This is a genomic window from Corynebacterium sp. HMSC076D02, assembly GCF_001813815.1.
Taxonomy (GTDB): Bacteria; Actinomycetota; Actinomycetes; order Mycobacteriales; family Mycobacteriaceae; genus Corynebacterium; species Corynebacterium simulans.
In genome coordinates this window covers 166,444-180,736 of record NZ_KV814082.1, presented here as the reverse complement: position 1 = coordinate 180,736, position 14,293 = coordinate 166,444, and the positions used below count along the sequence as shown (strand labels likewise).

11 protein-coding genes and 1 pseudogene are annotated in these 14,293 nt (G+C 61.0%); 6 read left to right on the top strand and 6 right to left on the bottom strand.

Going from position 1 to position 14,293, the window contains the following annotated elements; genetic code table 11:
* From HMPREF2935_RS12880 to HMPREF2935_RS11435, 3 genes and pseudogenes are all read left to right on the top strand, one after another.
* Positions 1–272 (top strand): annotated as a pseudogene (locus HMPREF2935_RS12880) (GTPase HflX); the annotation flags it as partial.
* Between the two features lie 30 nt (positions 273–302).
* A complete protein-coding gene (locus HMPREF2935_RS11440) occupies positions 303–1,583 on the top strand; it encodes a uracil-xanthine permease family protein (RefSeq protein WP_061923022.1) in 1,281 nt (426 codons plus the stop codon).
* 113 nt (positions 1,584–1,696) lie between these two features.
* Entirely contained in the window at positions 1,697–2,695 is a 999-nt protein-coding gene (locus tag HMPREF2935_RS11435; RefSeq protein WP_070733280.1) for an HNH endonuclease signature motif containing protein, read from the top strand.
* Positions 2,696–2,784: 89 nt separating this feature from the next.
* Here the strand turns inward: HMPREF2935_RS11435 and HMPREF2935_RS11430 are convergent, their stop codons facing one another.
* From HMPREF2935_RS11430 to HMPREF2935_RS11420, 3 genes are read right to left on the bottom strand one after another with little or no spacing between them, the layout of a single operon-like run.
* Complete coding sequence (locus tag HMPREF2935_RS11430; RefSeq protein WP_061923017.1) at positions 2,785–3,054, bottom strand: HPr family phosphocarrier protein; 270 nt, start codon at positions 3,052–3,054, stop codon at positions 2,785–2,787.
* 51 nt (positions 3,055–3,105) lie between these two features.
* Complete coding sequence (locus HMPREF2935_RS11425) at positions 3,106–5,229, bottom strand: PTS fructose transporter subunit IIABC (protein WP_070733278.1); 2,124 nt, start codon at positions 5,227–5,229, stop codon at positions 3,106–3,108.
* Positions 5,230–5,270: 41 nt separating this feature from the next.
* Entirely contained in the window at positions 5,271–6,233 is a 963-nt protein-coding gene (locus HMPREF2935_RS11420; protein ID WP_070733276.1) for a 1-phosphofructokinase family hexose kinase, read from the bottom strand.
* A 201-nt stretch (positions 6,234–6,434) separates the two neighbouring features.
* Here HMPREF2935_RS11420 and ptsP point away from each other — a divergent pair, with 201 nt between their 5' ends.
* Positions 6,435–8,120: a phosphoenolpyruvate--protein phosphotransferase gene (gene ptsP, locus HMPREF2935_RS11415; protein WP_070733275.1), complete on the top strand. Its 1,686-nt coding sequence runs from the start codon at positions 6,435–6,437 to the stop codon at positions 8,118–8,120.
* 51 nt (positions 8,121–8,171) lie between these two features.
* Here the strand turns inward: ptsP and HMPREF2935_RS11410 are convergent, their stop codons facing one another.
* Both HMPREF2935_RS11410 and lexA read right to left on the bottom strand, forming a co-directional pair.
* Positions 8,172–8,957: a DeoR/GlpR family DNA-binding transcription regulator gene (locus HMPREF2935_RS11410; protein ID WP_061923004.1), complete on the bottom strand. Its 786-nt coding sequence runs from the start codon at positions 8,955–8,957 to the stop codon at positions 8,172–8,174.
* Between the two features lie 310 nt (positions 8,958–9,267).
* A complete protein-coding gene (gene lexA, locus HMPREF2935_RS11405) occupies positions 9,268–9,987 on the bottom strand; it encodes a transcriptional repressor LexA (protein ID WP_061923001.1) in 720 nt (239 codons plus the stop codon).
* Between the two features lie 307 nt (positions 9,988–10,294).
* On the opposite strand from lexA, the gene HMPREF2935_RS11400 reads away from it, so the two are divergent.
* A complete protein-coding gene (locus HMPREF2935_RS11400; RefSeq protein WP_070733273.1) occupies positions 10,295–10,690 on the top strand; it encodes a hypothetical protein in 396 nt (131 codons plus the stop codon).
* Positions 10,691–11,002: 312 nt separating this feature from the next.
* The gene (gene nrdR / locus HMPREF2935_RS11395) at positions 11,003–11,461 is read left to right on the top strand and encodes a transcriptional regulator NrdR (protein ID WP_070733271.1); all 459 of its coding nucleotides are present in this window, start codon (positions 11,003–11,005) and stop codon (positions 11,459–11,461) included.
* Positions 11,462–11,549: 88 nt separating this feature from the next.
* Here nrdR and hrpA read toward each other — a convergent pair.
* Positions 11,550–14,293: ATP-dependent RNA helicase HrpA (gene hrpA / locus HMPREF2935_RS11390; RefSeq protein WP_070733269.1), on the bottom strand; the 2,744-nt coding region annotated here is incomplete at its 5' end.

Here is a 14,293-nt window from a genome sequence, read left to right as displayed (position 1 = left end):
TGCTCGACCGCGAGAACGTGGTTTACGTATCCGCGCACACCGGCGAGGGCATCGACGAGCTGACTTCGCGCGTTGAGCTCTTTCTCAACTCTCGTGATGCGCACGTGCGTTTGTTGGTTCCTTTTACCCGCGGCGATGTTGTCTCCCGTGTGCATGCCGAAGGCACCGTTTTGGGTGAGGAGTACACAGGGGAGGGCACGCTTGTCGACGTCCGCCTGCCTGCATCCGTTGCCCACGAATTGGCGGAGTACGTTGCGGAAGAAGTTTCCTAAAACGCCGCTGGTGGGCCATAATGAAGGCTCGTGAGTACTTTTGGTTGGCGCCTGCACGGCGATGGTAAGAATATTGCACCTGGCGCGGTAGTAGCGCCGGAAGAACGCTTGAGCTGGGGCCGCACTATCGGCATCGGCATGCAGCACGTGGTGGCTATGTTTGGCGCCACGTTGTTGGTTCCCACCTTGACCGGTTTCCCGGTTAATACGACGCTGCTGTTCTCGGGCATCAGCACTATTTTGTTCCTGTTGATTACCCGCAATCGCCTGCCTTCCTACCTGGGCTCTTCTTTTGCCTTCATCGCACCGCTGACGGCGTCGCAGCAGTATGGCATCAGCGCGCAGGCCGGTTCCATTTTGGTGACCGGTGCAGTGTTGATGGCCGTCGGTTTCGTGGTGAAAGCCGCGGGGCGCCGTGTCTTGGATGCCGTGATGCCGCCGGCCGTGACTGGTTCCATCGTGGCGCTCATCGGCCTGAACTTGGCGCCGGCGGCCACGACAAACTTCCAGACCCAGCCGCTCGTTGCGGCGATTACCCTGGCTGCTATCGTCCTTGCAACCGTGGGCGGGCGCGGCATGGTCTCCCGCTTGGGCATCCTCATCGGCGTTGTCGTGGGCTGGGTCTTTGCGGCGCTTACCGGAAACCTAGCGGAAGGAACCGCGCAGACCATCCGCGATGCTGCCTGGATTGGCGTCCCGCAGTTCCACTCGCCGGAGTTTAAGTTCTCCGCCATCGCCGTGGCGCTGCCAGTGCTGGTGGTGCTGATCGCAGAAAACATCGGCCACGTTAAGGCCGTGTCTGAGATGACGAAGCGCGACCTCGATGACCTAGCTGGCGACGCGCTTATCGCCGACGGTCTCGGCACCGCCATCGCCGGTGGCTTCGGCGGCTCCGGCACCACAACTTATGCCGAGAACATCGGCGTTATGGCCGCGACCCGCGTGTACTCCACGGCGGCCTACTGGGTGGCTGCGGTCTTCGCCATCTGCTTGGCCTTCATCCCGAAGTTCGGCGCCCTGATTTTCACCATCCCCACCGGTGTGCTGGGCGGAGCGACTCTCGTGCTTTACGGCCTCATCGGCATGCTGGGCATCCGCATCTGGATGGATAACAAGGTCAACTTCAACAATCCGGTGAACCTGACCTGTGCTGCGGTGGCGTTGATTGCGGGCATCGGCAACCTGACGCTGAACGTGGGTTCCGTTTCCCTCGAGGGCATCGCTTGGGGCTCCATCGGCGTCATTGTGGTCTACCCTGCGGCGAAGTGGCTCTACGAAACCCTTGGTGAGGGCAAGGGCGCCAAGTACTAAAACGGGATACGTCACCAATCTCGCCCCTTTTCGGGGTGAATTTGGCGAAGTTATCCACAGGCCAAAAATTGTCTCTTGTGGGGCTTGGTGAGGGCTTTTTAGGCTTAAAAACCATGAACGCACTAGCAGACTTCCTCGCAGCCCAGGCGCCAGGCATGGCCATTCTTGCCGGCGCCCACGGGCGCAGCGAAGCACAGCTCGTGCAGCTCGGCGCGTCGAACTTACAGGCCCGCGAGCTTATCTATCTGGCGGGCATCTATTTTGGCCCCACCTCCTCTTCGCGCCGCCAGCGCAACGCGCAGGGCTCAGCGCATAGCCTGTCCACGCTGACGATGATCGAAGGCTACATTTCCCGTATTCCACGCCAACGCGATAAGTGGAAAGTACGGGAAACACTCTGCACCAGCACCCTTCCCGCGGACAAGCTGAAGGCAAAAGCCCGCGCGATGGCGAAAGAATACGCCAAGCAACCACAGGAAGGGGTGCGGATTACGCGGCGTCGCCAAGCGCTGTGGTCCCTGACCGTTACCGGCAAGCAGGACATGATTGCCGATATCTTCTCTGCCTTAAAACCCGAAGCGCCCGTCCAATCCTTTTACGAGGGATTCTTTTCCGGTGCGCACAAGCCGGTGGCGGGCTCCCACGTCGTCATCACTTTGGACGAGTTCGTGGAAATCGCGCAAGGCGGCGGGGAGGAAATCCAGCTGCGCATGACCAACGGCGCGAGCATTTCTGGCGCGGATTTCGTCTCCCGCGTGCTTTCCGCGCATGGATTGGTCAGCCTCGTGCATCCTTATGAAGGGCCGGTCAATCTTTATCGCACGCGGCGGTTTGCTAATGAAAAGCAGCGCCTGCTGGCCGCGGCCGAAAATCCCACGTGCGCGTGGCCGGGCTGTAATCACCCGGCGGATAGTGCGCAGGTCCATCACCTCACCTCTTGGGCTAGGGGAGGCGATACGAACATCGGAAACCTCGTTACCTGCTGTGCGTATCACAACGGAATAAATGACGACTCTCCGCCAGGAAGTTCGCCGAAAACTTCCCGTGGAAAGCTAGCTCGCATTCGCGGAAAAATCACCTGGTTGCCGCCGTGGGCTTCGCCGGTGAGCTAGAGCCCCCGCCACGCGCGGGCGCTTTGGCATGCTCAAAACTTAAAAAAGACTCCCAAGCTTTAAAGCTCGGAAGTCTTTTAACGCTAACGCTAGGAAGCGTCGAGGTCCTGCTCGATGAGAGCGGCGATCTTCTCGACTGCTTCTGCGTTCTCGGAGGTAACGGTAACTTCGTCACCCTGCTCAGCGCCCAGGGCCATGATCATCAGGGAGGAAGCTGCGTCGGTCTCTTCGTCGTCATCGCTACCGACGAGGGTCAGCAGAATGTCTTCGTCATAAGCCTCTGCAGCGTCTGCGATGATGGACGCAGGACGTGCGTGCAGTCCGACGGAAGAGCCAACCTTTACGGTCTTAGATGCCATGATGATAAGTCCTTTCGACTATGTGAGATTTCGTGTCTACAAGTGTACGCGTTATGCCGCGGCCTTGGCAGCCTCCGCCTTGGCAGCTGCTTCCTCGACGGTCTTGTTCGGCCAGAACTGCTTCAGCGCGATGACCGCCAGCGCGGAAACCACGACGCCCGCCGCGATAGCCAGGACATAAGCCCAGGCCGGGTCGATGGCGAAGAAGACAAAGATGCCGCCGTGTGGGGCACGCGAACCGACGCTCAGGGCCATCGACAGTGCACCGGTGGTGGCGCCACCGAGCATCATCGCCGGGATGACGCGCAGCGGGTCAGCGGCAGCGAATGGGATGGCGCCCTCCGAGACGAAGGAGAGGCCGAGTAGCCACGCGGACTTGCCGTTTTCCTGCTCCGCCGGGGTAAACAGGTTCTTGCGCAGGAAGGTCGCAATCGATAGCGCAATCGGCGGAACCATGCCGGAGGCCATGACGGCGGCCATGATCTCCATGGAGGCCTGGTCGCCGGTGGAAAGGCCGGCGGTGGCAAACAGGTAGGCCGCCTTGTTGACGGGGCCGCCCAGGTCGAAGCACATCATCAGCCCGAGGATGATGCCCAGCAGCACGGCGGACGAGCCGGACATGGAAGAAAGCCAGTTCTGCAGGCCTTCCATAATTGCGGCCAGCGGAGCGCCGAGCAGCAGGTACATCAACAGACCTGTGATAAGGCTGGTCAGCAGCGGAATGATGACAACCGGCATCAGGGAACCGATCCAGCGCGGGACCTTCCAGTTGCCGATCCACATGGCGATGAGTCCCGCGATAAGACCAGTGACCAGGCCACCGATGAAGCCCGCGCCGAGGGCGACGGCGATGGCGCCGCCGGCGAAACCAGGAGCGATTCCCGGGCGGCCGGCAAATGCGAAGGCGATATAGCCCGACAGTGCCGCAACGATAAAGCCCATGGCTGCTTGGCCGATGGCAAAGAGCACCGCACCGATATAGAGCAGCAAGCCGGAGCGGTCGAAGCTCATCATCTCGCCGTCGATCTCAACTTGGTGGCCGGGCAGGTTAGTCAACGAGTAGTTGGTGGAAATCGCCTGCCAACCGTTGGCCATGTCGTATCCGCCGAAGAGAAAGCCGAGGGCGAGCAAAAGGCCGCCTGCGGCGACGAAAGGCACCATGTAGGACACGCCGGTCATGATCGCCTGTTGAATGCGCTTGCCCCAGCCGAGTGCTTCGCCTTCTTCTCCGCTGCCTGATGCGCTTCCGGACGCGCTTTCCGATGCCGCCGTTCCCGCCACGCGCCGCGCATTCGGGTTCTTGGCGGCGGCGACGGCCTCATCGAGCATGACGCCGGGCTCGTTGATGGCGCGCTTGACGCCGGATTCGATGACGGGCTTGCCGGCGAAGCGTTCGCGTTCGCGCACTCCGACGTCGGTGGCGAAAATGACGGCGTCAGCGGCGTCGATCACCGATTGCGAGACGGAGGTGTTATTCGAGGAGCCTTGGGTCTCGACGGTGAGGTTTATGTCGGTGCGCTCTGCCGCGGTTTGGGTCAGGGCGTCGGCAGCCATGTAGGTATGCGCGATGCCGGTGGGGCAGGCGGTGACCGCCACGATGTTGGTGGCTGCGTTCTCGGTAGTTGGTGTTGCGGTAGCGGACGCCGCCGTAGCGGCGGAAGTTGATGCCGCGGAAGCAGATGACGCCGCGGAAGCAGAATTCGCAGGTTTCTTGGGCTTTTCCGCGTTGACCACATCCAGCACCAGCTTGACGATTTCCTCCTTGGTCGCCGCAGTACGCAGCGCCTCGAGGAAGTCCTTCTTTACCAGCGCGCGGGCCAACTTGGAAAGGATCTTTAGGTGTGCCTTACCGCCACCGGCGGGGGCAGCGATGAGGAAGACCAAGTGGGCGTCACCGTCAGGACCGGAGAAATCGACGCCGCGGGAAAGTCGCGCGAAGGCCAGCGTTGGCTCGGTGACGACCTCAGAGCGGCAGTGTGGAATAGCAACGCCTCCGGGCACGCCGGTGCCAGCCTTGGCCTCGCGGTCGATGGCCGGTTGGGCGAGACCCTCGACGGAGGTCGCGCGCCCCGTCTCGTGCACCAGGGTGGCAAGGTTTGTGATGACAGATTCGACACTGTCGCCGAAATCGGCGTCCAACGCGACCAAGTCTGTCGTGATGAGATTGGATGCCATGAGGGCACTCCTTTAATGATCAGAGTTGTAGTTAAACGCGGTTATAGGGTTAAAACTTTGGTTTCTGCGATATTGACTTGTGCAGGCTTTGGTAGCTGGGTGCCGGGCAGAGCCGCAGCGGCAGAACCGTAGGCCACGGATTGGCGCAAAGCTTCCGCAAAGTCCTTCCCTGCGCGGCGGGCCAAAATATAGCCCGCAAGTGCGGAATCACCCGCGCCGACGGTGGATGCGACAGCCGTGGGAGGTGGGGTAGCAGCCCAAGCGCCATCTGCAGTAACGAGAACTGCGCCAGCACCGCCCAAAGTGACGAGAACCTCATCGACGCCGCGGCCAACCACTACGCGCGCGGCTTCGACGACGCCTGAGTAGTCGCCCTGTTCCGCGGCCGCCTCGAGTGCAGTTCCGTCAGTATCGGTGAGTTGGCCGAGCTCAAGCCCATTGGGCTTGATTAGATTCGGCGCGGACTCGTTGAGGCGCTCTGCAAGGGCGACCATCGGGGCGTCGGAAGTGTCGACGGCGATGCGTGCTTGGGGCGCGGCGGAGCGGATGGCGTCGACAAGCGTGGCGTACCAATGCGTGGGAACGCCCTTGGGCAGGGAACCCGCAAGCACCACCCATTCCGCGCCGATGGAAAGCGCGGCCAGCGAGGAGGCAATGGCAGACTGGACTGTCTCGTCGAGCTCAGGGCCCGGGCCGTTGACCTTGGTGGTGCGGCCACCTGGCTCGGTGATGGTGGTGTTGGTTCGGACAGAACCGGGCATAGATACGGCATCGAAGGGAATGTTGCCGTCTTCCATCAAGGTAAGGAAGTGATCACCCTTGCGTGCGGGCAGAAGAGCGACGGATTTCTCGCCGGCAAGGTGCACCGCGTGCGTGACGTTGACGCCTTTGCCGCCTGCGACCTGCGAAACCAGGCTGGCGCGGTGAACTGCGCCAGGATTGATGGCTTCTTGGAGGTTTAGGGTGGCGTCAATACTGGGGTTGGGGGTCAGTGTGAGAATCATTGTGGAGACTCGTCCCTTTCGCAGTTTGCGTATATTGGGAGAAAGCTAGCTGGACGGTGGTCGAGCGCAGATTTCTGCTCCCTGTTGATTCTTGTCTGGTTATGTCCGAAAGTCAATCAAAAGAGTGTGGTATTCGTTGCTTTTTCACCCGATCTGTGATGATCTAGGGGGAGAGCAAATCCCCTCCCGAAGGAATGTGTGATGGAAAACGAATCTCAATCAACCATCAAGGGCACTGGCGTCGTTGCCGGTGTCGCATACGCCGAGGCCGTGTGGGTGCGTCCTCGTCCAGAACTGCCCACTGCTGGGGAGCTAATCGACGAAGAAAAGCGCGACGGCGAGTATGACCGCTTCCTAGAGGCCGTCGATATCGTGGCAAGCCGCCTCGAGCAGCGTGCGGCCGGCGCAGAAGGCCAGGCGGCTGAGGTGCTGGGCGCTACCGCCGGCATGGTCAAGGACCGCGGCTGGCACAAAGCGGTGCGCAAGTCCATCCGTGCAGGCCGGCCGGCGGAGTACGCAACCGCGAGCGCGACTGAGAAGTTTGTCACCATGTTTGAAGCAGCAGGCGGCGTGATGGCCGAGCGCACGACGGACCTAAAGGACGTGCGCGACCGCGTTATTGCGCAGCTGCGTGGCGAGCAGGAGCCAGGTCTGCCGATGGTCAACGGGGAAGCAGTGCTGCTTGCTGATGACCTCGCGCCCGCAGATACCGCAACCCTCGACACCGCACACATCAAGGCTTTGGTCACCGAGCTCGGTGGCCCGACGAGCCATACGGCGATTATTGCCCGCCAGCTGGATATTCCATGTATCGTGGCCGCGGGCGCGGAGCTGCGTGACATTGAGGCCGGCACGCTCATGTTCGTGGACGGCTCTATTGGCACAGTGAACTTGGGCGCAGACCGCGAGGAGTCTTTGCGGGCGGTAGAGGAATACCGCGAGAAGGCTGCGCGAGTGGCGCAGTGGCGTGGCCCGGCGCAAACTAAAGATGGCCATCGCGTGCAGCTTTTGGCCAACGTCGCGGACGGAAACGCGGCGCGTATCGCGTCGGATTCCCAGGCGGAGGGCATTGGTCTCTACCGCACTGAGCTTTCCTTTCTCTCGACGAGCGAGGAGCCGACCGTGGATGAGCAGGCGCGCATCTATGGGAAGGTCTTTAACGCCTTCCCGTCTTCCAAGGTGGTTGTTCGTACCTTGGATGCGGGTTCAGATAAGCCGATTTCTTATGCCACCCTGTCTTCCGAGGAAAACCCTGCGCTTGGCGTGCGTGGTCTGCGTATCGCGCGCGATAACGAGGCGCTGTTGACTCGCCAGCTGGATGCCATTGCGAAGGCTTCCGCAGACCGTGGCGACGATGCCCCGACGTGGGTTATGGCGCCGATGGTCGCTACCGCCGTTGAGGCGAAGTGGTTCGCGGGTCTTTGTCGCGAGCGTGGCCTTACTGCGGGCGCCATGATTGAGGTTCCCGCGGCGGCTTTGATGGCCGATACCATCATGCCGCATCTAGACTTCGTCTCCATTGGTACCAATGACTTGACGCAGTACACCATGGCGGCGGATCGTCTTTCCCCGCAGCTGGCATATCTTACTGACCCATGGCAGCCGGCAGTGCTGCGCCTTATCCAGCACACCTGCGTGGTGGGCCAGGATAACGATGTTCCGGTTGGCGTATGCGGCGAGGCGGCAGCGGATCCGCTGCTTGCCTGCGTGCTGACTGGCTTGGGCGTGAACTCCCTGTCGGCGGCTTCCACGGCCGTCGCCGGCGTGGGCGCACAGCTTGCGGAGCTGACGTTCGAGCAGTGCCAAAAGCTTGCCGACGCCGCCATCAACGCCGAGGGTCCATCCGAAGCTCGAGCGGCAGCGCTCGCTTTGTTGGACGAGTTCTAAAACATAACGATAGCCCCGCTTTTTGCGGGGCTATTTTTGTATGTGCCGATGCTACTTATCGGCGGCGATGACTACTTCGATTTCGCGCTCGCGAAGCGCCTCGATGAAGCTTTCTGGTGCGGCGGAATCGGTGATGACGACGTCGATATCCGCGATGGAGGCGAAGCTGACCAAATAATCGTTACCGAGTTTTGAGGAATCGCAGAGGACCACGACCTTGTGGGCGTTGGTGACAAAGGCGGACTTGATGGCTGCCTCTTGGGAATCTGCGGTAGACAGGCCGTGGTCGAGGGTGAGCGCATTGGTGCCGATGAAGGCAACGTCGGCACGCATGAGCGCCATGGTGCGCAGTGCAGTATCGCCCACGACTGCCTGGGTGATGGCGCGGACGGTGCCGCCGAGCAGCTGAACGTCGGGAACGCCGTTGCTTGCCAAGGAAAGCGAGATGGGCAAGCTATTGGAAACAATCGAAAATTGCCCTGCGGCGAATTGTTGGCCGATGAGGTCTGCTAGGGCATTGGTGGTGGTACCCGCGTCGAGGAAGACGCTGCCACCGGCGTCTGGGAGGAACTGCATTGCGGCGCGTGCGATGGCAATCTTGGCGCCGGTAGCGGAACGCTGCCGGGTGTCGAGGGTCAGCTCTGCGGTTTGGAAGGACTGAGAGGCCACAGCGCCGCCATGCACGCGGTGTACAACGCCTTCGCGGTCTAGAACCGCGAGATCGCGACGAATGGTTTCAGCGGTGACGTCGAAGCGCTCGGAAAGCTCGGTGACGTTGACGCGTCCCTCAACTGCGGTGAGGGAGGCGATCTGACGGCGACGCTCCTCTGCGTACATAGGGTCCTCCAAAGGTCTGCCCAGGAACGGGGTTGGGGCTAGACAACCTCCGATTCTTGGGGGTAAAGCGGAAGCTGTTGCCGGAATGATACTGGCTTGCCTCTAGTTTTCCAGAAATCCCTACGAATCGGAACGAAACAAAGAGTTTCACATATCGCCAATCTTGCATGCGATCGCCGAAATTTTCTTTAGCTGCAGATTTGCAAAATGTGACATTAAACGCCGGCCAATGGACAACCGGAAAATTACGCATAAAAGGGGGTATTTTCGGGCAACCGTTGGCCGGCGTTGAAGCAACAGAAGTGGGTGATTAGAGCTTGCGGAATACAGAAACTACCTTGCCCATGATTTCTGCATCGTCACCCTTGATTGGGGAGTAAGCATCGTTGTGGGGTAGGAGCCACACGCCCGAGGAATCCCGGTGGAATTCCTTGACGGTGGCTTCCTCGCCGTCGAGAAGCGCGGCGACAAACTCGCCTTCCTCGGCCACCGACTGCGAACGAACGATAACCCAGTCACCGTTGAGGATGCCTGCGTCCTGCATGGAGTCTCCCACAACCTGGAGCATGTATAGCTCGCCGTTGCCAACTACGTCATCAGGCATGGGGAAGTAGGTGTCGATGTTTTCTTCGGCGGTAATCGGCGAACCTGCGGCAATGCGGCCGACCACCGGAATATAGGAAACTGCGGAAGCGTCCTCTGGGGTGGCGTCGACAGGCTGCTGCGGTTCTTCCTTGGGTGAGGCCTTGCGTCCTGGCTTCTTGGGCTCTTCCTCATTGAGGTGGCGTACGTCGACGGCGCGGGGCTTGTTTGGGTCGCGGCGTAGGAAGCCTTTTTCTTCTAGTTGCTTGAGCTGATAGGCCACGGAAGAGGTGGACTGGAGGCCGGCAGCGTCGCCGATTTCGCGGATGCTTGGCGGGTAACCGCGGAGCATGACTGCGTCGTGAATGACGTCGAGGATGCGGCGTTGACGCGGCGAAAGGGAGTTGATGTCGGGCTTAGCGGAATTTTTAGCTGGCTTGCGTGGCACGGTTTCTCCTCGGCGGGGTTGGAAGTTGCCGCGCGGCTTCCGTCGCGGCTTGGGTTGTTCGAACTTGGGTTGTTTGAACTTGGGTTGCTCGAATTTTCGAAAAACCTCCCTTCTTTTCTACCACGTGGGGGACAAATGTTCGAGAAATTTGCCGGAGGTGTGGACAAACTTTCGAAAAGTTGTTATAAATCGAACATAGCAACTAATTCGAACGGATTAGCGATGGAACTTTTCGAACGTGTCGCAGCAGAAAAGTACTCTGCAACCATCAGTTAATCGCAACGTACAAACACTGGAGGATCTCACAATGGCTATCGCTCTCAACACCGCTTCCAACCATGTTACTTCCACTAACGCTCGCCGCGCGTACCGCGCTCTCGTCGTGCCGGCGGCCTCTGTTTGGGATGCAGATGTCTACGATGTCCGTCGCGCTGGGGTAGCCACAACACCCCACGATGTTCGAACTCTTAGCGTGGATAATCGAACATACGGTGCCCCTATCCGCCGCTGCGCGAATGCTGAAGCCGCTGGTCATGGCGAGCCAGAATATTCGCGTGCGCAGTCGAATCGTGCGAATTATCTGTTGGGCGCTGTCTTTGGTGCAGCCGTGTTCGTCGGAACTGTATTCGGAGGATTGACTGCTGACACTGGTGCTGTCCACACTGAGAACACCCAAGTGGTCCAGGCAGGCGTTACGCACTAGCCGCCGCTGCACGCTAGCCCGTCGCGCGTTAGCTGCCGTCGCGCGTTTGGCGTCGCGCGTTTGGCGTCGCGCGTTAGCTGCCGTCGCGCGTTTGGCGTCGCGCGTTTGGCGTCGCGCGTTTGGCTAGGCGGAGCCCTTGGCGTGCGGTTCTGTGGGCGTGCGGCGCTGTTGGTGTGGGAAAGTAATCACTCGGCTTGGATGCCGGCCGGAAAATGGCATCCCCAGTTGTTTGGGCAGTACACTAAATGCGGTCTTAACGCCTGCCTTCCACGTGTGGGAGGTGGATGACGTGAAAGTGAAAGGAACCGTGCGGTGTACTGCCCGTTTTGTCATTATGAACAGTCGCGAGTCATCGACTCTCGTGTAGTCGACGCCGGCACCGCCATCCGCCGTCGGCGCGAGTGCGCCTCCTGCAAAGGCCGTTTCACCACGGTGGAAAAGGCGGTTCTTTTGGTGGTTAAGCGCAACGGTCTGGCGGAGTCGTTCAGCCGCGACAAGCTAATCCGCGGCGTCCGTCGCGCTTGCCAGGGACGCGACGTCAGCGATGACGCTTTGAAAAAGCTCGCCCAAGAAGTAGAGGAGACCGTGCGCAGCCACGGCTCCTCCCAGGTCAACGCCAACGACATTGGCCTTGCAATCCTCGAGCCGCTGCGTGACCTTGATGAGGTGGCCTACCTGCGCTTCGCGTCTGTTTACAAGTCCTTCGAAAGCGCCGACGATTTCGAATCCGAAATTCGCCTGATGCGCCGCCGCGACCGCGATAACTTTTAAGAGCCGCAGTGCCAGCCGAGGGCTGGTGCTCGTTTGCGGATGGCGGCGAACAGCGTATGGCCACGTCTGGAGCTAGACGACGTGGTGATTAGCGGAGCTTGTCCACCGCCTTTTGGATGCGGCGCAAGGATACCGGGTGCGCGGTGCCTAGGCGCTGAGCAAAAAGTGAGACGCGTAGTTCCTCGACCATCCAGTAGATGTCCTTGACCTCGCGGGTTTTGGCGCGTCCGGCGGGCAGGTTGCGCAGGCGATTGTTGAGGTACGCTTTGGCCTCGTCGACTTCGGCCTGCCGGTCCGCGTCTTTGTCCGGGTCTATTGCCATCTCGTCGAGGCGAATCCGCATAGCCTGTACGTAGCGCGGCAGATGGCGCAGGTGAGCCATGCCATGCAAGGTGATGGCGTTTTCGGGAAGCAGGAACTTCAGCTGCTCGCGCATATCGTCAATGGCAGGGCCTTCCCATTGTTTGAGCTCGGCGCGCAGGTTCGCATACTCGGCAAGCCCTGGTGCGATTGCCACCACGGATTGTCGGACGCGGCCAGGCACCTGGGGCTTGACGACGTCGCGAAGCTTGGCGAAGCCCTCCGGCGACCGAGGCGCACCGCCGGCTTCGACCATGAGATCGCGTATGGCAGCCACCCGCGCATCGCCGACGAGGCCTTCGGCGCCGCCGTGCGGGTAGGCGTCGACAGCCACTCGCTGCTGCAAGGGCAGCCCCTTGACCATCTGTTGGTGATTGACGTTAATCTCCCGCAGGAGCAGCGTCAGAGTGGTGGTCAACATGGCGGCATCGGCAGCGGCCTTGGTGGGGTGAACCTTCAGGGAAACGCCGTCCGCGGTTGCCACGAGCGCGGGGTACGCGGTGACCTCATGGCCGTCAACCACCGTTTGGACTTCCTCGTCAATAGTGCCGAGCGTCTCCGGCGTCCACTCTTTGACGGCCTTCGACTCAGACTTGCGTCCGACCCGCGAGACTGAGGACTTGATGTGCCCCGCCTGGCGCTGCACGAGCGCTGCGAGGTCCCGGTCAGAATCGATAACCTTCCCGCGCTTATCCACCGCAGCGTAGTTCATCTGCAGGTGTGGCGGCAGGCTGGAAGGCCGGAAGTCGGAAGCGTTGATCCCTTGGCCGCCGAGCTCGCGGAGGACGTCGGCAAGCTGCTGCGTCAGGGGGCCTTCATAAGGAAGCAGACGCGGCAGGGCACGCTCTGCGAACTCCGGTGCGGGAACCACGGTGCGGCGCAACGCCTTCGGCAGGGAACGGATTAGCTCCGTGACCAACTCCAGGCGCAGACCCGGCACCAGCCAGTCGAAGCCCTCCGTATCCAGCCCTGCAAGCAACGGCACGGGCACCATCAAGGTGACGCCATCGAGGGGATCGCTGGGCTCGAACTTATAGCTCAAGTCATAGTCAATCGAACCCTTCAGCCACCTGTCCGGGAAGGCTTCCTCGGTGACGTCGTGGTCTTCCTCGATAAGCTTTTCCGGGTCGAAGTCCAGCAGGTCTGGGGTCTTGTGACGCTGCTTCTTCCACCACGAGTCGAAGTGCCGGCCCGTGGTGACCTTGGCGGGGATACGTGTGTCGTAGAAATCGAAGAGCGTGTCCTCCGAAACCACCAGACCCCGGCGTCGCGCCTTGTCCTCAAACTCGGCGGCCTCTTCCAGCTTTTGCACGTTGTCGTGGAAGAAGTGGTGGTGGGTATTCCACTCGCCTTCAATTAGCGCAGAGCGGATGAACATGTCGCGTGCGGCCGTCGGGTCGACGCGGTGATAGGGCACCGTGCGGTCTACCACGATGGGCACGCCGTAGAGCGTCGAGCGCTGTGTGGCCACGGCGGCGGCGCGCTTGCGCGACCACACGGGATCGGAATAGTTGTGACGTAGCAGGTCCGCGCCGAGCTTTTCCACCCACGCGGGGTCGATGGCGGCAACGTCGCGTGCCCACAGGCGCGAGGTTTCGACGAGTTCGGCGGCCATTAGAAATTCCGGCGGCTTCTTCGCCAGCGCGGAACCGGGGAAGACCAGGAAACGAGTATTGCGGGCACCGTGGAATTCCCTGGAGTTGCCATCGCGCGCGCCGATGTTGGACAAAAGGCCCGCTAAAAGCGACATATGGATGTCATCGGGGCGGCGTTCGGTGGCTTCTTGCTGGTTCCATCCGAGCTGCTTGGCGACGTCCCTAAGCTGGCGCACCAAGTCAAACCACTCGCGGATGCGCATGTAGTGCAGGAATTCCTTCTTCATGCGCTTGCGGAAGGCGTTGCCGCTCATCTCGGTGCGGGCGTCCTTGAGGAAATCCCACAGGTTGAGCATGGCGAGGAAGTCGGAGGAGGCGTCCTTAAAGCGCGCGTGGGCTTGGTCGGCTTGCGCCTGGTATTCGAGGGGGCGCTCGCGAACATCTTGGATGGTCATGGCCGCGACGATGACCATGACGTCTTCCAAGCAGCCGGAGCGGTGGGCCTCGACGAGCATGCGCGCCATGCGGGGGTCGACGGGGATGCGGGAAAGGTCGCGGCCGATGTCGGTGAGAACCGGAAGACCGTCTTTTTCCTCTTGCGAGTGCAGGGCGCCGAGCTCGCGGAGGAGCAGCAGGCCATCGCGAATGGCCTTGTTCTCCGGCGGCTGCACGAAGGGGAACTCCGAGATATCGCCTAGGCGCAGCGAAATCATCTGCAGGATGACGCTGGCCAAGTTGGTACGCAGGATTTCGGGGTCGGTAAATTCCGGGCGGGAGAGGAAGTCCTGCTCGGAGTACAGGCGGATGGCGATGCCGTCGGCAACACGGCCGCAGCGACCGGAACGCTGGTTGGCACTGGCCTGCGAAATCGGCTCGA